Below are 19,016 nucleotides of genomic sequence, written 5' to 3' on the forward strand. Positions count from 1 at the left end.
TTAAAAAATCACGGATGTGAGACTAGAAACCGCGGAAGCGTCATCGAAAACCGCGGAAGTGGCATCAGAAACCGTGGTTACTCTACATAAACAATGAATGAACTACTTTATTTTTGAAAAACTACATCCCTAATTCCTCTACGAAATGTTCTGTTAGTAGCTTAGGCAAATCTTCGTCATACAAATGATAAAAGGATCTTGCGCCAACAGGATCTTCGATTTCGTTTAAGAGCCACTCTCCATTTGGCAATAGTAAAAAGTCAATTCCAATATAATCGCTTTTTAATGCTTTTTGAAGAGCCAATACTTGCGATTGTTGCTCTTTAGATAGTTTATATCTTTCAATAGAGCCACCTAATGTATAGTTAGAACGAAAATCTTGGCTACCTTGTCGTTTGACGGCACCGATAATTTTTGAACCAACTACCCATACTCTTACATCAGTAGAATGAGTTTCGATATAGGGTTGAATGATTATTTTTCGAGTACTCCACTTTGATCGATAAGCATTTAGTTCATCTTTTGAGTGACAAAGTGCAACTTCACTACCCCCATGCCCATCGATTGTTTTAATGATGACAGGGTATTGTTGAATGCGTTCTTCCAACAAAATCGGTACAGTAGGAATTCCTTGCAGTTGTGCAAATTGCAATGTGCTTTTTTTATCATTGGCAAGTCCATTCACAAACGAACAATTAAACACTTTAATACCTGCAAGTTCCAACTGTTTAGCGATGTTAGCATTTCGTGTGCGATTCCACACAAATAGAGGTTGGTCAATTTTTGTAGCCCAATCGGCTTCATTTATAATAAGTAATGACAGTTGGATATCCTGTTTTTGGGTTGCATCAATCATTTGTTCAATAAAAACCTTATTTTTCTTTGCATCTTGGTGTTCGTATAAAAGATAGGCGCTTTTCATCATTTCACCCAATTTTCTTCAATATATATTCGATAAATTGAACGCCAACATTGATGCCGGTTACGTTATAGAGATTTCTAATATGTGCTGCAGCGTTGACTTCACATACGATTGGTTCTTCGTTAGGTCCAAATAATAGATCAACACCAGCGAATTCTGCACCGACTGCTTTTGCAGCACGAATGGCAACCTCTTTTTGTAAATCTGTTAAAACCACTTTTTCAGCTTTGCCACCATTTGTGATATTTGCTCGAAAATCTGTTTCAGAATGACGATACATGGCAGCTACTACTTCATCACCAATAATATTTACACGAATATCTCGACCACGACTCGTATCGATAAATTGTTGGAATACAAAATCGACACCTCTTAATTCTTCCACTTTTTCAAAGAATTCATCTTGTGATTGAATTAAATAGACTTTCATTCCAAAAGATCCATGACCTTCTTTAATAATCATCGGAAGACCCAATGTTTGTAAGACACTTTCAAAATAGCCACTATCACGAATTGTGAATTTTGGATAAACCTTTGGTGCAATAATAGTTGTTGGCATTGGTACTTGTGCTTTAGCTAGTTGTATGTATTGTTTTGCTTTATTGTCACACGTTTCGATGACTTCTGGATCATTAAAGACAGGAATACCGCTATTTTTTAAATAAGTAGCTAACAGGATGTCTTTGTCTAAAAAAATTACGAAATCAGGTTTGTTTTGAAGTTCTCTGTCAAGTTTCATCAGAACCTCATAGTTTTTATAAATAGACGGTTGCACATTTAATTGTTGTGCTGCTTCTGCCATTAGTCTCGCTTGGTCAAGAAATTTATCGTCGATGAGACTGCCATTATATATAATCCAACAAGTTTTCATTTCAAAATCCCCTTAACACTAATGCTATAATAATATATAAAAGTTTAGCACGAAAACGAAGGAATATATAGGACGGAGTGTTGAAATGATCCCTAAACTAGATGAATATAAAAAACGCTGGCATATTACAAGTGATCCAGCCATAAAACCTGGGTTAGATGCAATGCATATTGCACTAGACTTAGTTGGAAACCCACAAAATAATTTACCTGTTATCCATTTAGCGGGAACAAATGGGAAAGGTTCAACAAGTAGCTTTATCCAACATATTGCGAAAGCTCATGGATTAAAAACAGCCACTTTTATGTCGCCATGTATTGAGGATGTCCATGACCAAATCCAACTAAATGAAAAGCCTATAGAACCACAAGAAATGGATGCAATCTTTAAAATAATGAGTGACGCTGGTCTTGATAGCAAACTAACAGATTTCGAGCTATTAACAGTAGCCGCTTTTCTAGCCTTCAATAGATTTTCTCCAGATATCGCCATTATTGAATGTGGAATGGGTGGACGTTTTGACTGCACAAATGTTGTCACTCCAATCGTATCAGTAGTACCGAGCATTTCATTGGAACATACCAACTTTTTAGGAGATACATTAGCGAAAATTGCTTACCATAAAGCGGGTATTATCAAAAGAGAAAGACCTATTGTTATAGGAGATCTTCCAAATGAAGCTCTGAAAGTGTTTAAAGAAGAAGCTGTAAAACAACAAGCCCCTCTTTATATGTATGGAAAAGATTTTACAATTGAAGTTGAAGGGGTGTATGAAAAATACGTAAGCAACTATCAAATGTTTACTCATTTACAACGTAGCATGCCAGGGATTCACCAAAGAAGTAATATGGCTCTTGCAATTACTGCCTTTACCTTATTTGCCAACCGTCAAGGAATTCAAATAGAGAATGAATGTCTTCAAAATGGAGTTCATACCGCACATCTTGCGGGTCGTTTTGAGAAAATTGCTCCAAATTTATATATTGACGGAGCACATAATCCAGCTAGCGCAAAAGCACTTGTAGAAACGATAAAAGTAGAATTTCCAGGACAGAAGATTCACTTCATCATAGGAATGTTAAAAGATAAAGATGTAACAGGGGTTTTAAGATTACTAGAAGAAGTAGGAACTAGTTTTACATTTGTTGAAGTTGACAATGAGAGGGCAATGTCCGCCCAAAATATCTATGACTTAAGTCATAGTTCGGAAAAGCGGATTTACAAAGGTGATCTTGTTCAAATGATTAATCAAAAGTTAGATGGTTCTGGTATTTGTGTGATGACAGGATCTCTTTATCTTTTAGCTCACTGGAGGAAAACACTATTAACAAGGTTCAAATAACCTAAATATTTGTATTGAAATGGAAAATTAGTCTGGTATAATTTACATTATAAAATTTACAGTGTAGGGGGAATTTAGTATGAAAAAGTCATTTGCATTTCAAGTGATGATTTTTGCGACGTGGATTGTATGTATGCCAATAAGCATCTATGCAGTTTACCGTATATTCCCACCTACTGAGACTATAGATTGGCCATTATTAATCAGTTTTACAGCTTTGGGCCTATTAACATCCATCTGTCCAGCAGTCATTAATGGTACGCCATACTTCCTAAGTCAGTGGGTAAGCCTTGCGATATTTTTACGGTTTGGCTTATTTATAGAAATGATTGTATTCCAAATTTTGATCATTCCATTTTTCTACCGAATCCAGCTTGCACGTCAAAGTATTTATCGAATTCCATGGAATTCAATGATGTTCCTCTTTATTTCATTTATTAGTGGTTTTGTTTTTTGGATATTTGGTGGGAATATTCATTCTGTAAACCATCTGCATATTGTAGGCTATGGTTTGCTTTATATTTTGGTGAATATTACCGCAAACCACTTACTTTTAAAGCTTAGTGGAATTTTGCTCGGAAATAGAGCACCTTTCTTTACAATGGAGGATGCATGGGATTATTTAATCTGTTGCTTCGCTTTACCGATGGGGCTTAGTTTATATTTGCTGGGAGAGTATGTAGGGGTACTTGCTATCATATTACTAGGCATTCCATTTTATATGATGACTCAATTATTACAATTATATAGTACATCTAGTAAGCTCAATAAAGAACTTTCTGAAGCTGCACATTTTGGCCATCAATTAGCAGATCAGTTGGAATCTGAAGAGACTCTCGATTTGTTTATGGAGCGTATACCTAAAATGGCACGAATCGATGGATTGTATATCATTGATCGAAGAAAGCAAACTGGCACTCTATCGGTGTTACGAGCTTTTGAGAATGGTCAAGAAATATTAAAAAACGTCACCCACAAGGAACTTAGCGAAAGTTTACTAAAACACACTTTAACAAAAGAAGAGAAAATTACTTTTGGTAGACGATCTGAATGGCTTTTATCAACTAATAATTATTTATTGCCGGATACCCAAAGTGTATTAGCTGTACCTCTTTCAAGAAATCAATATATGGAAGGGGTTTTATTATTAACGTCTAAAAAGAAAAATTTCTTTAAAGAGTATCAAGTAAAGATGCTAGAACTAATCTGCTCTTATTTTGCTGTATCCTTAGAGAAAGCAAGATATGTTGAAAAAACAAGACATAGCAGTGAACGTTGCGGATTAACTGGATTATACAACTATCGCTATTTTGATGAGTATCTAACAAAAATGATGCAACAGTTAAAAAGTCGAAATATTTCAAATCTATCGTTAATTATGCTAGATATTGATTATTTTAAAAAAATTAACGACAATTATGGCCACCAAAGTGGCAATGATATTTTATGTGGTATTGCTGATACTTTACGAAGAGAAATAGGTGGACAAGGTACATTGGCAAGATATGGTGGAGAAGAATTTGTGGTTCTCTTACCAAACTATACAAAGGAAGCGGCTCTTAATCTAGCGGAACACTTACGCCAATCGATCGAAACACAACCATTCGAAATATCTCCAGATTTAATGGATCATGTCAATCACCTAGTTGTCCATGTCACAGCCAGCATAGGTGTATCCTCCGCCCTAGAAGATACGGACGAAGGAACAACATTACTCCGAAACGCTGACCATGCAATGTATATTGGAGCGAAGAAGAAGGGGAGAAATCGGGTAGCGGGGTTTTGATGGGGAATAATGTGTATTAAAAAAGTAGGAGATGCTAAGATGCTCTACTGTTTTTTTGATAGGTTATTTTTAAAAGTTAAATGATAAAATCTCTATGTTCTTCAATGTCAATTCTTCTACTCAGATAGTATTATATTTTTTCACTGAACGTATCTGTTACAGCAACAAATAAAAAAGAAATTAAAGATTTTTTAAAGGAAATGGAGATTATACCTCGAATAATGCGTATTGACTCTGTTTCCTATGCAACCCCTATTATAGAAGTCACAGAGTCATCTACAGATACCAAACAAGATCAATTGCAAGCGACAATTCAACTTACAACCTTCTATTATGTCGGTCAGCTGGATGATCAAAACAATAATAATTAAAGAGGAAGATAAGATGGATATTGTCTATGCAGTGCTTTTTATGATGGTTGGATTAGTATTTGGCTCTTTTTTTAATGTGGTCGGGATACGAGTGCCAAAAGGAGCGTCGATTGTTAGCCCTCCCTCTCATTGCGAAGAGTGTAGGAGAAGATTAACAGCAATCGATTTAGTACCCGTTTTTTCTTATCTTTTTTTAAGAGGGAAATGTCGTAGTTGTGGAGCGAAAATTGGAATTGTCCATCCATTAATGGAGCTTTTAACAGGGATTTTATATGCTTTAGCATATGTACACTTTGGATTTACACTTGAATTAGGTGTGACCATTTTATTTATTTCATTACTCGTAATTATTACCGTTTCCGATATGGCGTACATGTTAATACCTGATAAGGTTTTACTATCATTTGCATTGATTTTAATAATGATGCGTATTTGCTCACCGTTGGACCCCTGGTGGGATGCAATGGTTGGGGCAGCTGTTGGATTTGGGATTTTGTTAGCAATTGCCATTGTGTCGAAAGGTGGTATGGGTGGAGGAGATATTAAGTTATTTTTCGTCATTGGTCTTGTATTGGGCTTTAAGTTGACGCTTGTTGCTATGTTTATATCTTCGTTCATCGGTCTGATCGCAGGAATAGTACAATTAATATGGCAAAAAAAGGGGCGTAAACAACCTATTCCATTTGGACCATGGATTGCTATGGGAAGTGTCATAACTTATTTTTATGGATTAAAAATTCTCGAATGGTATACAAAATTGTTATTTTAAAAGGAAAACTTTTTAGGGCAAGACGACATGAGTCTTGTCTTTTTTTATGTATATTCTGCTAGGGTATTGAATAGGGGTGATGTCATGAAATTCAATATGAAAAAAAATCAAGAGCAAACACATTTTTTACTAGCTGCCGTTATTCACGGGGTTTTGATAGGTGCTGCAGGTGTCCTGCTATTTTTCTTTATTTTGCATACTGTTGAAAAAAGATCTGTGCAGCCTGATGAACATGTATTACCTGCAAGTACGTCACAAGGTTCAAAAGTAACTAGTAAACCCGTAAAATTCTTTGCGGTTCAATATGGAGTCTATTCCTCATCGCAAGCTGCATCTGATTTTCTTGCAGGTCATCCAGAATATGAAAATGTCGCAATTGTACAGGCTGGAAAGCAATTCTTTCTTTGGGGAGCGGTCGGAACCAATGAAAAAAAAATCAAGTCACTTGTTAACAAAGATTCCTTTGTAAAACCATTTACGTTATCTGGGGCTGCTTGTGAAGAAAAAGGACTGAAAATTTTACCACAATTACTCGATGTTAGCAAAGTTGCAAAATTAAATGTTAGCGATTCTTCTAAAGGCCAAGCGATTCCTGCAGGTTGGAAGGGGCAAGTAACAGAAATGACAAAGGTTTCAAGTAATTTAGAGGTGGTTAAATTACAGCTTTTAGCACATTATGTCTCGGAAAACGACTGCTTAGAAATTAAATTTTAAATGATAATCTTATTGTAAAAGAGGGATTTTAGTTGTTTTTCATAATTTCCCTATTTTTTACTTTTCTATTATGATGACTAAAAAGGAGGTATATGTTTGAATGTCAATACGTTTAAATAAAGACATTATTTTACTAAATCCACTAGGAAACTGTGAAGAGCTATTAGCTAAACTACAACTACCTTTTTCGGTCATCCATCAAGAAATGCCAATTGATTGCGCATTACCTACGAATCCATTTGAATTTGCCAATAGTACTGTTGTTGTGAAGTTATTACGTATGCAAAAGCCACATCCGTCCCTATGTTATATGAATGTTAAACGTGTTGTGAGTTTAAATGGAATCATATTACGTTTACCACATACTAGAAATGAAGCAATTTCCTTTTTTAGACGTTTGTCCAATCATAAACATAGAGTGACCACAGCAGTAGGAATTCGCTATGATGATCAGTTATCTTCCTTTGTTGTACAGTCAGATGTGATGATGCATCGTTTATCAGAAAAAATAATTGCTCAATATGTCGAAACAGGGGAACCTTTTGAACAAGATGTTGGTTATAATATAATGGGAGTTGGACAAAATTTAGTGAAGAGGATTGATGGAAGCAAATATAATGTCGCAGGTCTTCCTTTAGATGTACTTAGAACTTTTTTAACAGACAAGAAGATTATTGCTGTTGGAAAGGAGGAACAAGTACATGGCAACTAATTTTGATACACCATTAATGATTCGTGATGTGCATCAAGATGATAGACCTAGAGAAAGACTCAAGCGACAAGGCGCAGATAGTTTATCAAATCAAGAGCTGATTGCGATCATACTAAGGACAGGTACGAAACAAGAGTCTGTTCTCCATGTAGCCAATCGTGTATTAACTCATTTTGAACAGCTTCACGAATTAAAGAATGCGACAATCGAAGAAATAATGGATATTAAGGGTATTGGTGAAGCAAAGGCCATTCAGCTGTTAGCGTCTATTGAATTAGGAAGACGTCTACACAAAAAAAGGGCAGACGAACGGTTTACTATTCGTTCTCCACAAGATGCCGCGACGTATTTAATGCCAGATATGACTTCCTTATTGCAGGAAAATTTTGTGACGCTATTCTTAAATGTAAAAAACCAAATTATCCATCAGCAAACGATTTTTATAGGGAGTCTAAATGCTTCAATTGTACATCCCCGTGAAATTTTTCGTGAAGCTGTAAAACGATCAGCAGCCTCTATTATTTGTGCCCATAATCATCCATCTGGTAATCCCTCTCCAAGCCCTGAAGATATTGACGTAACTAAACGTCTACAAAAAGCAGGTTTAATTATAGGTATAGAGTTATTAGACCATGTTATTATCGGAGATCATCAATTTATAAGTTTAAAGGAGAAAGGGTATATGTAGTACTGTAATTTTTTACTCTTTTCCGTTATAATGAAACTTATGATTTTATGACAGCTACGAAAGTTATGGCTAAAAGAGAAAGGAAGAACAAAATAGTGTTTGGATTAGGTGGAAAAGATGTCGGGATTGACCTTGGCACAGCAAATACATTGGTATTTATGAAAGGTAAAGGAATCGTACTTAGAGAACCTTCAGTAGTTGCGAAAAATACGCAATCTGGTGAAATTGTTGCAGTAGGTAACGATGCTAAAAAAATGATTGGTCGTACACCAGGCTCAATCGTGGCAATTCGTCCAATGAAAGATGGTGTTATTGCAGATTTTGATATTACAACTGCAATGATCAAATACTACATGGAAGAAGCAATGAAAGCTTCTGGCGGTAACTGGAAAAAACCAAATGTCATGATTTGTGTACCTTATGGAATTACATCAGTAGAACAACGTGCTGTAATTGATGCATCTCGTCAAGCTGGTGCAAAAGAAGCGTACACTATTGAAGAACCATTTGCAGCAGCAATTGGTGCGAATCTACCAGTTTGGGAACCAACAGGTAGTATGGTAGTTGATATAGGTGGCGGTACATCTGAAGTTGCTGTTATTTCTTTAGGTGGTATCGTAACAAGTGAATCTGTTCGTGTCGGTGGGGATGCAATGGATTCTGCAATTATTGGTTATATTCGTAAAACTTACAACTTAACAATCGGTGAACGTACAGCTGAAACGATTAAAATTGAAATTGGTTCAGCTAGCGCAGACGGTGAAGTTGAAAAAATGGAAATCCGTGGACGTGACTTAGTTACTGGGCTTCCAAAAACGATTGAAATTACATCTGTTGAAATCGTAGATGCATTAAAAGAATCCATCTCAGCGATTATCGATGGCGTGAAAAAAACATTAGAACAAACTCCTCCAGAATTATCTGCTGACGTAATGGAACGCGGTATTGTATTAACTGGCGGTGGTGCTTTACTTAAAAACTTGGACAAAGTAATTAGTGACGAAACAAATATGCCTGTATTTATCGCAGAAAACCCATTAGACTGTGTAGCAGTTGGTACTGGTATGGCTCTAGATCACATCGATTTAATGCGTCGTCACCAAACAAAATAAGGGGGATTAGACAATGCCACAGTTTTTCTCGAATAAGCGATTGATATTGCTGCTTGTCGGCGTAATCCTCTTAGTGGCATTGATTAGCTTTTCCTTACGCGATCGTCAAAACGCATCACTTCCTGAACAAATAATTAAAGATACTGTCGGTTTTGGACAATCGCTTGTTGCTAAACCGGCAAGCTATATTACAGGATTCATCAGCAATGTCGATTCATTAATGAACACCTATGATGAAAACAAACGTTTAAAATCGCGCTTGGAAGAATTTGGAACATTACAAGCTAAAGTCAATGAATTGAAAGTTGAAAATGACAAGTTAAAAGAGTTAGTTGGTAAAAAGGATGATTTACGAAACTTTAATCCGATTCAAGCGGATGTCATCGCTCGTAACCCTGACCAATGGGAAGAAAAGCTTATTTTGAATGAAGGATCTATTAGCGGTGTGAAAGTGAACATGGCTGTCCTTACTTCAAAAGGTTTAGTTGGTAAAATTGTGCAAACAACACCATATACTTCTCAAGTTGAATTATTATCAACCAATAATACAAACTACAGAGTATCTGCAGTTGTAGCAACCAAAAAATCAGAAGCATTTGGCTTGATTGAAGGTTTTGATGCAAAACGTGGTGAGTTAATTCTAAAAAGAATTGACTCAAGTTTAAATGTAAAAAAAGGTGATAAAGTTACAACGTCTGGTTTAGGTGGAATATTCCCTAAAGGTGTCCTAATTGGTGAAATTACAAAAATTTCTACAGATGACTATGGTTTAACAAAACTAGCATATGTAAAACCAGCAGCTGACTTCTCTATGTTGGATCATGTTATTATTGCTAAGCGCCAATCTATTAGTGTTAATGGTTCTGATGGCAATAATACGAATAATGTAATCACAACAGGTACAGGAGCTGGGAACTAATGGCTAGATTCTTAATTCCTTTTGTTGCTGTTATGCTGTTTTTTGTTGAAACAGAGTTTTCCCTTTATTCGCCTATTGAATGGCATGGCCAGCTATATTATTTAGTACCTAGATTTCTAATCTTATACTTAATCTTCTTGTCTATTTATTACGACCGCAAACGTGCGATGTTATATGGATTAATATTTGGGGTATTGTATGATATTTTCTATATTGATATTATTGGATTATATACATTCTTGTACCCATTTATTTGTTTTATTGCAGGTTCTACAGTAAAATATATCCATCAACATCTAGCTATAACGACAATACTTTCATTGGTGCTTGTAGCGCTATTAGAGATTGTTTTACATCAATTTTTCTTATTGATTTCTTTTACTTCAGTTCCATTTGCCGAGTTTTTAAATCAACGGCTCATTCCAACAATGATTGCAAATTCTATCTATTTAATCATGTTAGGGTGGACATTTAAGTATTTGATAGAAGCTCGTCTCTTAAAGAAAGCGAATCAATCAACGTTATAGCAGAGAAGCGTGAGGTGAAGCATTTGACAACTAAGCAACTAGTCTTAATCAAAGGTACGAAAGAAGGACTTGTGCTTCAGCTAGATGATCAATGCGCTTACTCTGATTTATTGGAAGAATTAAAGCGTAAAGTCACTGAAGAAGGTCTAGAAGGGCAAGCAGAAGTACAAATACATGTAGGTAATCGATATTGTTGTCAAGAGCAGTTAAAAGAAATTCTTCATATTGTTCAGCAATCTAACTATTTAAAAGTTTCAAAGATTAAAAGTGATGTTATTACGATTGAAGAATGTAATCAGAAGCTTTTGAAAAGCCAATCTGCTACTTACATAGGTATTGTACGTTCTGGACAAGAATTAAGAGCTGAAGGCGATCTCGTTGTTATTGGTGATGTAAATCCCAATGGCAAGGTGATTGCTGGAGGCAGTATTTATGTTATGGGGCGTTTGAAGGGGATTGCACATGCAGGTGTAGATGGAAATCGCGAGTGTGTAATTGCTGCTTCATGGCTGGAAGCTACACATCTTATGATTGCTGATTTAATGGAATTGATGACCAATGAGGTGACAATTCTAGCGGAAAAACCTGAAATGGAATGTGCTTATATCCACTCAAATGGTCATATTGCTATTGACCGTTTACAGGATTTACGTAATTTAAGACCAAATTTATCGACATTTAAGGGAGGAAGCTAATGTGGGAGAAGCTATTGTAATTACTTCTGGTAAAGGTGGAGTAGGGAAAACAACTACTACCGCTAATTTAGGTACTGCATTGGCTCTTCAAAACAAAAAGGTATGTTTAATCGATACAGATATCGGTTTACGTAACCTTGATGTTATTTTAGGCTTAGAAAATCGTATCATCTACGACTTAGTAGACACGGTTGAAGGGCGTTGTAAAGTCCAGCAGGCGCTAGTAAAAGATAAGAGATTTGATGATCTACTTTTCTTATTACCTGCAGCTCAAACGTCTGATAAGAATGCTGTTACTCCGCAGCAAATGAAGACGTTAGTTGAAGAATTAAAGCTTGATTTTGATTATGTTCTAATCGATTGTCCAGCAGGAATTGAGCAAGGTTATAAAAATGCTGTCGCAGGTGCTGACAGAGCGATCGTTGTAACAACGCCTGAAATTTCCGCAGTACGTGACGCTGACCGCATTATTGGCTTATTAGAACAGGAAGAAATCGAACCACCTAAACTAATTATCAATCGTATTCGTCCTCAATTAATGAAAAATGGCGATGCTTTAGATGTAAATGAAATTACAACCCATCTATCGATTGATTTATTAGGGATTATTCCAGATGATGAACAAGTAATCCGTTCTTCTAACAAAGGGGAACCGATTGTGATGGAGCCTTCTACACAAGCAGCTATTGCGTATCGTAATATTGTACGTCGTATATTAGGTGAGTCTGTACCACTTATGTCATTAGAAAATGAACATAAAGGTGTTTTTGCAAAACTTAAATCTTTATTTGCTAAATAATGTTTGGCTACATAACAAAAGAGTCTCTAGAGTTTTTTCTCTAGGGACTTTTTTTGGTTTTTAGTAGGTGCTGACCAGTAAAGTAGTTTACTTGCGTTCTCGGACGATTTATTTGCGACTTTTGAAATTGTATTTGTGTACTTAGTAATTCATGTCTTTAAATTTAGTGAAAGAATTAATTACTCTTATTTTTCGCAGCCACATTTTTGATTGTATTCATAAGTATTTGGACGAGGATAATCGTAAGATATTTTTCTTTTTACTCGCATTCTCAGAAGAATAATTCCGCGTACTGCGATCATTTAAGACCTAAAAGAATGCTACATCATATCGACTCCTCTTTCTTTATTTAAATCAGGAGGCTTTCTGTACTGTTTACCCTATTTGACTCATAAACTAATAGAAAAAGGGATTTTGGGGTGGGTAGAGAATGAAAAAATGGAAGTTAACGATGGTAATTGCCGTGCTATTATTTACCGTAATTGTTTTAGAAAAAAGGCAAATAATAAAAAGTGATGTGACAGACTATGTGCTATCAAATGATGATTTATTTGTTCTCTCGAAATGGACAAAGCAAGTATTTCATGAGGAAGAGAAAGTAGCGGTTATGGCACCTGTTGCAAACTCTCATATCGGGGATTATAATACCATGCAAGCTTTTTCGAACGGTGTATTATTATCATACGATGAACCATTGACGATTTATGCGAAGCATGATGGTTTCGTAATTTTTACAGGACATACAAAATCACTAGGGAAAACAATGACGATTACATATGATACAGGAGAACGTGTAACATATGGTTTACTAAAATCATTAGACTATTTACCATATACATCTATTAGGGAGGGAGAACCTTTAGCTTCCATGAAGTCAGGTACATTCTATTTACAAGTAGAGCAAAGAGGTGCCATTTTAGATCCTGGCTCATTAAAGGATTGGCTTAAGTAATGGGAAAGCTAAAGCTGCATCCAACACTCTTACCGCTAATCGTATGGCTCATTTTGACTGGGCAGTTTTCTAATTATGCGTTACTGTTTATTTCTTTATGTTGGCATGAATTAGGACACTTATTTGTAGCTTATGTACTTGGTGTAAAAGTGAAATCATGCACTATTATGCCTTATGGTGGAGAAATCGTATATGCTACAAAATGGCAGATTACCAAAAGTCAGCAATTTAAAATTGCCATTGCAGGGCCATTAGCTACATTACTATTATTCAGTGCAGCATTTTTTTTTCCTGAAAATTTGAATGGGCCACTCCAAACGATTCAGAAAATATTACTTTTGATCAATTTACTACCTATCTGGCCATTAGATGGAGGGAGAATTTTAGAATTAGTGTGGAGTGAAAAAAAATCATTACTAGCCTCCAGAACTTCTTTTTTAATAGTATCTATGTCATGTTGTCTAGCGTGTTTGATATTATCAATATGGTATCTCCCACGTTCAATCTATTTTATCATCATTCTTTTATTGCTTCTTATCCAAAATATCAAGGCTTTTAGATATCGAAAATACGAACAAGCTTTTGAAAACGTAGTATTAAATAGGTTGACGTCATAGTTTTAGTATGGTACTATTTCTAATGTTATGTAGCACCCGTGCTACAACCGCACTGAAAAGGTTATAAGCATCCATGCGATCACCTATTGAAGGCGAGTCTGAGTTTATTGAGGAGGTGCAGTTATGTACGCAATTATCGAAACTGGTGGTAAACAAATCAAAGTAGAAGCTGGCCAAGAAATCTACGTTGAAAAAATCAACGCAGAAGCTGGTGAAGTAGTTACTTTTGACAAAGTTCTTTTTGTTGGTGGAGAAACAGTTAAAGTTGGTGCTCCTGTAGTTGAAGGCGCAACAGTTACAGCTAAAGTTGAAAAACAAGGCCGTGCTAAAAAAGTTACTGTTTTCAAATTGAAAGCTAAAAAGAACTACCGTCGTAAACAAGGTCACCGTCAACCATACACTAAATTAGTTGTTGAAGCTATCAACGCTTAATTGTGGGGTGATCAGATATGATTACTGTTGAAATCCAAAGCGACGAAAATCGTAAATCTTATGGATTTGAAATTTCAGGTCATGCCTATTCAGGAGAACCTGGTCATGATTTAGTTTGTGCAGGCGCATCTGCCATTGCCTTTGGCACGGTGAATGCGATTGGACAAATCCTACAATTACAACCAGGCATCGAGCAAGGCGAAAACGGAGGATTTTTATCCTGTGTAATCGATCAAGCCGATCTTGACGCTGAAACCGATGCGAAACTGCAAATTATTCTTCAAACAATGGTAACCCAGTATTATACGATGGTTGCTAGTTATGGAGATTTTATCGAATTAAAATATAAAATGATCTAGGAGGTGGAACATATGTTACTAGTATCTTTAGATTTACAATTCTTCTCTTCTAAAAAAGGTGTAGGTTCTACTAAGAACGGTCGTGACTCTGAAGCAAAACGTTTAGGCGCTAAACGTGCTGATGGTCAATTCGCTACTGCTGGTTCTATTTTATACCGTCAACGCGGTACTAAAATTTACCCAGGTGAAAACGTAGGTCGCGGTGGTGACGATACTCTATTCGCAAAAGTTGATGGCGTTGTTAAATTTGAACGCTTCGGTCGCGATAAACGTAAAGTCAGCGTGTACCCAGTTGCTCAAGAAGCATAATGAAAAGTCAAAAGGACTGCATTCATTGCAGTCCTTTTTCTTTCTAGAAAACTTGTCTAATTAGTAATCCTAGATCAAAATCGGCTTTCGCTATATTTTGCGGAAGCCGAATTTTTTCTAATAGAAGAAAATTTAATTGAAAATTGGTATACTGTAAAATGAACATCTCATTAAAGGAGAGTGAAACATGACGAACGAAAAAACACTCACCGTAAATGAAGTGCTACGTTTTGCAAACCATGACTTTTTGAATCAACTTCAACTAATTAAAATCAATCTTGATCTAGGTAGAGCAGAAGCAGCGAAAGAATCTGTTGAACAGATTGCTGAACAATGTAAAACCTTTTTCAATATCAATAAATTAGGTTTACCTAAAACAATTGAATGGATCCACACATTGGGGTGGCGTTGTCCGAACTTCAATGTTACGATACAATGTATGATTGAACATGAAGTAGATGAGAGATTGGATGAAGTGATTTATAATTATTTAGATCAATCAGTTTCACATATCTATCCATCACTAGATCCGTTTGCTGAGCAGCAACTATCTTTGCAAATCTATGCAACAGAGAAGCAATTTGAGATTTCGTTTAATGCAAATGGCCATTGGAACGAAAAAGAAGTTTTCAATCAAACAATTGAACATCCGTTAGTAGCGATTGAAGATGAGCAATATTCAGAACAAGAATGGCACTACGTCATTGTAAGCAAGAAGGAGGGTATTTAATGTTTGTCGACCACGTAAAAGTTTATGTTAAAGGTGGAGATGGCGGCAATGGTATGGTAGCCTTCCGTCGTGAAAAATTTGTACCAAATGGTGGCCCAGCTGGTGGTGACGGTGGCAATGGTGGTGATGTCGTATTTGTTGTAGACGAAGGTCTACGTACACTTATGGATTTCCGATACAAACGTCACTTTAAAGCAGAACGCGGTGAACATGGTATGAGCAAAAACCAACACGGTAAAAAAGCAGAACCTTTATATGTTTCTGTTCCGCCTGGTACCGTTGTTACTGAGGAAGAAACAGGCCGTGTTATTGCAGATTTAGTTGAACATGGTCAAAAAGCAGTAATCGCAAAAGGTGGTCGTGGTGGCCGTGGTAATTCACGATTTGCAACACCTGCAAATCCTGCGCCAGAACTTTCAGAAAAGGGAGAGCCAGGACAAGAACTTAATGTTATATTAGAATTAAAAGTACTAGCAGATGTAGGTCTTGTTGGATTCCCAAGCGTCGGAAAATCCACATTACTATCTGTTGTTACTTCAGCAAAACCTAAGATTGGTGCATATCATTTTACAACAATCGTACCAAATTTAGGAATGGTTCGTATTGATGATGGCCGAAGCTTTGCGATGGCTGATCTTCCAGGGCTTATTGAAGGTGCATCTGAAGGTGTTGGTCTTGGGCATCAGTTCCTTCGTCATATTGAACGAACACGTGTAATTGTTCATGTAATTGATATGTCTGGTATGGAAGGACGCGACCCGTACGAAGATTATTTAGTAATCAACAAAGAATTAGAACAATATAATATGCGGTTAACAGAACGTCCACAAATCATTGTAGCAAATAAAATGGACATGCCTGACGCTGAAGACAATTTAAAAGTTTTTAGAGATCAAATTGGTGATGATGCTCACATTTTCCCAATTTCAGCAATTTCTCGTCAAGGTTTAAAAGAAATGTTATTTGCAGTTGCAGACTTATTAGACAAAACACCTGAATTCCCACTTCATGAAATCGAAGATGAAGAAACAGATGCAACTGTTCTATATAAACATGAAGCAAAAGGTGAAGATTTTGTTATTACTCGTGATGATGATGGTGCCTATGTATTATCAGGCTATACGATCGAACGTCTATTTAAAATGACAGACTTTAGCCGTGAAGAATCAGTACGTCGTTTCTCACGTCAATTACGTGGCATGGGTGTCGATGAAGCATTACGTGAACGAGGAGCTCAAAATGGAGATACCGTTCGTTTATTAGAATTTGAGTTTGATTTTATAGAGTAGTATTCAGGGGGGAAAAAGATGAAAAATGTTGCAGATCAACGCTATTATTTAGTACGCGAAGATGTCTTAACAGATGCCATGCAAAAAACCTTAGAAGCAAAGCACTTGTTGCAAACAGGTGCTGTAACTTCTATTTGGGATGCTGTTAAGCAGGTCGATTTATCAAGAAGTGCGTTTTATAAGTATCGAGATGCTGTTTTCCCCTTTCACTCTATTGTACAAGAACGTATTTTAACAGTTTTTCTACAGCTAGAGGACCGCAAAGGAACACTAGCTCGACTTCTATCCACAGTTACAGATACACATTGTAATGTCTTGACCATCCATCAAACAATTCCGATTCAAGGTCGTGCAAATGTTACATTATCATTAGATGTTACAGCTATGGATGTGGAGTTAGACGAGTTAATCCAAAATCTCAAGAAATTAGACTTCGTAGAATCAGCAGAGGTAATTAGTTCAGGCGCATTATAAGGGGGCTTTATCAAATTGGCATCCAATGAATGGGGAAATCGAGTGGCTTATTTAGGCCCAGAAGGTACATTTACACATTTAGCAGCACAAGAATTATTTAAAGATGAATCGACGATTCCTTATAAAACAATTCCAGAATGTATTGAGGCTGTGGCTGAAGGTCAAGTAGATTTAGCCATTGTTCCATTAGAAAACGCTTTAGAGGGCAGTGTTCCACTAACTATTGACTATTTATTTCATGAGGTCAATTTATATGTTGTAGGAGAAGTACTATCACCAATTGAGCAACATTTGATGGTACATAAAAAACAAGTAGCGAATTGGGATCATATCCAAGGGGTATATTCCCATCCGCACGCTTTAGCACAATGTCACAAATATTTATATTACCATTTTAGAGGCATTCCTTTACATCAAACAACATCAACTGCAGCAGCTGCACAGTTTGTTTATCAACACCCAGAGGAGTGTATAGCGGCTATTGGTAATTCGGCAGCAGCTAAAACCTATGACTTAGAGATTGTTCAATCTAAAATTCACGATTTCCATTTTAATCATACGCGTTTCTTCGTACTTTCTAGAAGTAACCAACGTATTGAACTTGCAGAACGTGAAGAACAGATCAAAACAACACTTATGATAAAATTGCCTAATGATCGTTCAGGTGCATTACATCAGATTTTATCTGTTTTCGCTTGGCGTCAAATAAATTTGAGTAAAATCGAATCTAGACCTTTAAAGACAGGGTTAGGAGATTATTTCTTTATATTGGATTTGTTAGAAGATGAAAATACACCCATGATGAAAGGTGCAATGGAAGAACTTGCTGCGTTAGGTTGTTCTGTAAAATCATTGGGAAGTTATTTTACATACAAGCAACATTCCACAAAAGATTAAAATAAGGGATTAAATTACCCAAAAACAAAAGAACCTATGAAAAACAAATTGTTTTTCATAGGTTCTTTTGCATATTTGAACGTCTTACAACAATAACTAATTATTGGAAAGGAGATATCCTTTTTCTTTTAATAGCTTTTCAGCCAAATCAAGCTGAGCTTCAGTCGGAGCGGAAATGGTGTGTAGATGTGCACCGTCAGTTAAAGCCATTAGTGGACTTGCATTTGTTTCTTGAAGTTTCTTCATAAATTGTTGAACGTCATATCGATTCTTAACCATGATATTGGCGGTGATTTCACCATAGACAGGATGTTCAACGGTGACATTTTTTACTGTAATTCCTGCATCCACTAATGTATTTAATTCATCTTCCGTTTGATTAGCCGTATGGTAGGCTGCAATTTGTCGTTCGTAAATTTGGACGGTAGATTGTTGGTTAAAATATAAATAGCCTTGACTCGTTGCCACTATTGGCTCGTTGCGTGCTTTTAATAGGGCAATATCATTAACAATTACTTGTCTTGATACATTCGTTCTTTTTGCGAATTCAGTACCTGTAATTGCTTTTCCTTCTGTTTTTAATAAATCTAATAAAAATGTTCTTCGCTCTTCACCCAGTAATTTTTTCATCAATAACACCTCAAAATACAAGCATAAATAGTACTTCTACATACATAGTGTAACATGAAAGGCGTAAACAAATAAGATTCGAGTGTCCAAATAACGATGC

At 36.2% G+C, this 19,016-nt stretch carries 24 protein-coding genes and 1 other annotated feature; of the genes, 21 read left to right on the forward strand and 3 right to left on the reverse strand.

The annotated features are described in order from the left end of the window. Nucleotides 1–121 precede the first annotated feature (121 nt). Nucleotides 122–922, reverse strand: a complete 801-nt coding sequence (locus CEF14_RS01375; RefSeq protein ID WP_170061396.1) for an ATP-grasp domain-containing protein — start codon at nt 920–922, stop codon at nt 122–124. Between the two features lie 4 nt (nt 923–926). Continuing rightward, on the reverse strand, nt 927–1,793 hold the full coding sequence (locus tag CEF14_RS01380) for an ATP-grasp domain-containing protein (RefSeq protein WP_102691183.1): 867 nt from the start codon (nt 1,791–1,793) through the stop codon (nt 927–929). Between the two features lie 85 nt (nt 1,794–1,878). Here CEF14_RS01380 and CEF14_RS01385 point away from each other — a divergent pair, with 85 nt between their 5' ends. The 21 genes from CEF14_RS01385 (at nt 1,879) to pheA (ending at nt 18,286) form a co-directional block, all read left to right on the forward strand. After that, the gene (locus CEF14_RS01385) at nt 1,879–3,135 is read left to right on the forward strand and encodes a bifunctional folylpolyglutamate synthase/dihydrofolate synthase (protein ID WP_102691184.1); all 1,257 of its coding nucleotides are present in this window, start codon (nt 1,879–1,881) and stop codon (nt 3,133–3,135) included. Nucleotides 3,136–3,214: 79 nt separating this feature from the next. Continuing rightward, nucleotides 3,215–4,921 (forward strand): sensor domain-containing diguanylate cyclase, encoded by a 1,707-nt coding sequence (locus CEF14_RS01390; RefSeq protein ID WP_102691185.1) that lies wholly within the window; start codon nt 3,215–3,217, stop codon nt 4,919–4,921. 200 nt (nt 4,922–5,121) lie between these two features. Further along, entirely contained in the window at nt 5,122–5,292 is a 171-nt protein-coding gene (locus CEF14_RS18850; protein WP_170061397.1) for a hypothetical protein, read from the forward strand. Between the two features lie 13 nt (nt 5,293–5,305). Then, nucleotides 5,306–6,061, forward strand: a complete 756-nt coding sequence (locus CEF14_RS01395; RefSeq protein ID WP_102691186.1) for a prepilin peptidase — start codon at nt 5,306–5,308, stop codon at nt 6,059–6,061. A gap of 84 nt (nt 6,062–6,145) precedes the next feature. Then, nucleotides 6,146–6,775: a hypothetical protein gene (locus tag CEF14_RS01400; RefSeq protein WP_102691187.1), complete on the forward strand. Its 630-nt coding sequence runs from the start codon at nt 6,146–6,148 to the stop codon at nt 6,773–6,775. Nucleotides 6,776–6,875: 100 nt separating this feature from the next. Next, complete coding sequence (locus CEF14_RS01405) at nt 6,876–7,487, forward strand: Maf family protein (protein ID WP_102691188.1); 612 nt, start codon at nt 6,876–6,878, stop codon at nt 7,485–7,487. Further along, nucleotides 7,477–8,175 carry a RadC family protein gene (gene radC, locus CEF14_RS01410; RefSeq protein WP_102691189.1) on the forward strand — a complete coding sequence of 233 codons (699 nt, stop codon included), beginning with the start codon at nt 7,477–7,479 and terminating at the stop codon, nt 8,173–8,175. The genes CEF14_RS01405 and radC overlap by 11 nt, the downstream gene beginning before the upstream one ends. 95 nt (nt 8,176–8,270) lie before the next feature. After that, nucleotides 8,271–9,287 carry a rod shape-determining protein gene (locus tag CEF14_RS01415; RefSeq protein WP_102691190.1) on the forward strand — a complete coding sequence of 339 codons (1,017 nt, stop codon included), beginning with the start codon at nt 8,271–8,273 and terminating at the stop codon, nt 9,285–9,287. Between the two features lie 13 nt (nt 9,288–9,300). Beyond that, on the forward strand, nt 9,301–10,206 hold the full coding sequence (gene mreC, locus CEF14_RS01420) for a rod shape-determining protein MreC (protein ID WP_102691191.1): 906 nt from the start codon (nt 9,301–9,303) through the stop codon (nt 10,204–10,206). Further along, nucleotides 10,206–10,733 (forward strand): rod shape-determining protein MreD, encoded by a 528-nt coding sequence (mreD, locus tag CEF14_RS01425; RefSeq protein ID WP_102691192.1) that lies wholly within the window; start codon nt 10,206–10,208, stop codon nt 10,731–10,733. The genes mreC and mreD overlap by 1 nt, the downstream gene beginning before the upstream one ends. 23 nt (nt 10,734–10,756) lie before the next feature. Then, the gene (minC, locus tag CEF14_RS01430; protein ID WP_102691193.1) at nt 10,757–11,428 is read left to right on the forward strand and encodes a septum site-determining protein MinC; all 672 of its coding nucleotides are present in this window, start codon (nt 10,757–10,759) and stop codon (nt 11,426–11,428) included. Nucleotide 11,429: 1 nt separating this feature from the next. Next, a complete protein-coding gene (gene minD, locus CEF14_RS01435; RefSeq protein ID WP_102691194.1) occupies nt 11,430–12,227 on the forward strand; it encodes a septum site-determining protein MinD in 798 nt (265 codons plus the stop codon). 430 nt (nt 12,228–12,657) lie between these two features. Beyond that, nucleotides 12,658–13,179: a peptidoglycan DD-metalloendopeptidase family protein gene (locus tag CEF14_RS01440; RefSeq protein WP_102691195.1), complete on the forward strand. Its 522-nt coding sequence runs from the start codon at nt 12,658–12,660 to the stop codon at nt 13,177–13,179. Further along, nucleotides 13,179–13,796 (forward strand): M50 family metallopeptidase, encoded by a 618-nt coding sequence (locus CEF14_RS01445; RefSeq protein ID WP_102691196.1) that lies wholly within the window; start codon nt 13,179–13,181, stop codon nt 13,794–13,796. The genes CEF14_RS01440 and CEF14_RS01445 overlap by 1 nt, the downstream gene beginning before the upstream one ends. A 35-nt stretch (nt 13,797–13,831) precedes the next feature. After that, nucleotides 13,832–13,906: a sequence feature (ribosomal protein L21 leader region), on the forward strand. Nucleotides 13,907–13,919: 13 nt separating this feature from the next. Continuing rightward, a complete protein-coding gene (gene rplU / locus CEF14_RS01450; RefSeq protein ID WP_102691197.1) occupies nt 13,920–14,228 on the forward strand; it encodes a 50S ribosomal protein L21 in 309 nt (102 codons plus the stop codon). Between the two features lie 17 nt (nt 14,229–14,245). Further along, a complete protein-coding gene (locus CEF14_RS01455) occupies nt 14,246–14,587 on the forward strand; it encodes a ribosomal-processing cysteine protease Prp (RefSeq protein WP_102691198.1) in 342 nt (113 codons plus the stop codon). 12 nt (nt 14,588–14,599) lie between these two features. Beyond that, nucleotides 14,600–14,896 (forward strand): 50S ribosomal protein L27, encoded by a 297-nt coding sequence (rpmA, locus tag CEF14_RS01460; RefSeq protein ID WP_102691199.1) that lies wholly within the window; start codon nt 14,600–14,602, stop codon nt 14,894–14,896. A 187-nt stretch (nt 14,897–15,083) separates the two neighbouring features. Then, a complete protein-coding gene (locus CEF14_RS01465) occupies nt 15,084–15,626 on the forward strand; it encodes a Spo0B domain-containing protein (RefSeq protein WP_102691200.1) in 543 nt (180 codons plus the stop codon). Beyond that, nucleotides 15,626–16,915, forward strand: a complete 1,290-nt coding sequence (gene obgE, locus CEF14_RS01470) for a GTPase ObgE (RefSeq protein ID WP_102691201.1) — start codon at nt 15,626–15,628, stop codon at nt 16,913–16,915. The genes CEF14_RS01465 and obgE overlap by 1 nt, the downstream gene beginning before the upstream one ends. 18 nt (nt 16,916–16,933) lie before the next feature. Beyond that, complete coding sequence (locus tag CEF14_RS01475; RefSeq protein WP_102691202.1) at nt 16,934–17,389, forward strand: ACT domain-containing protein; 456 nt, start codon at nt 16,934–16,936, stop codon at nt 17,387–17,389. Nucleotides 17,390–17,404: 15 nt separating this feature from the next. Continuing rightward, nucleotides 17,405–18,286 (forward strand): prephenate dehydratase, encoded by an 882-nt coding sequence (gene pheA / locus CEF14_RS01480; RefSeq protein ID WP_102691203.1) that lies wholly within the window; start codon nt 17,405–17,407, stop codon nt 18,284–18,286. A gap of 96 nt (nt 18,287–18,382) precedes the next feature. Here the strand turns inward: pheA and CEF14_RS01485 are convergent, their stop codons facing one another. Next, nucleotides 18,383–18,916: a transcription repressor NadR gene (locus CEF14_RS01485; protein WP_211284549.1), complete on the reverse strand. Its 534-nt coding sequence runs from the start codon at nt 18,914–18,916 to the stop codon at nt 18,383–18,385. Nucleotides 18,917–19,016 lie beyond the last annotated feature (100 nt).

The organism is Rummeliibacillus pycnus (genome assembly GCF_002884495.1).
Lineage (GTDB): Bacteria > Bacillota > Bacilli > Bacillales_A > Planococcaceae > Rummeliibacillus > Rummeliibacillus pycnus.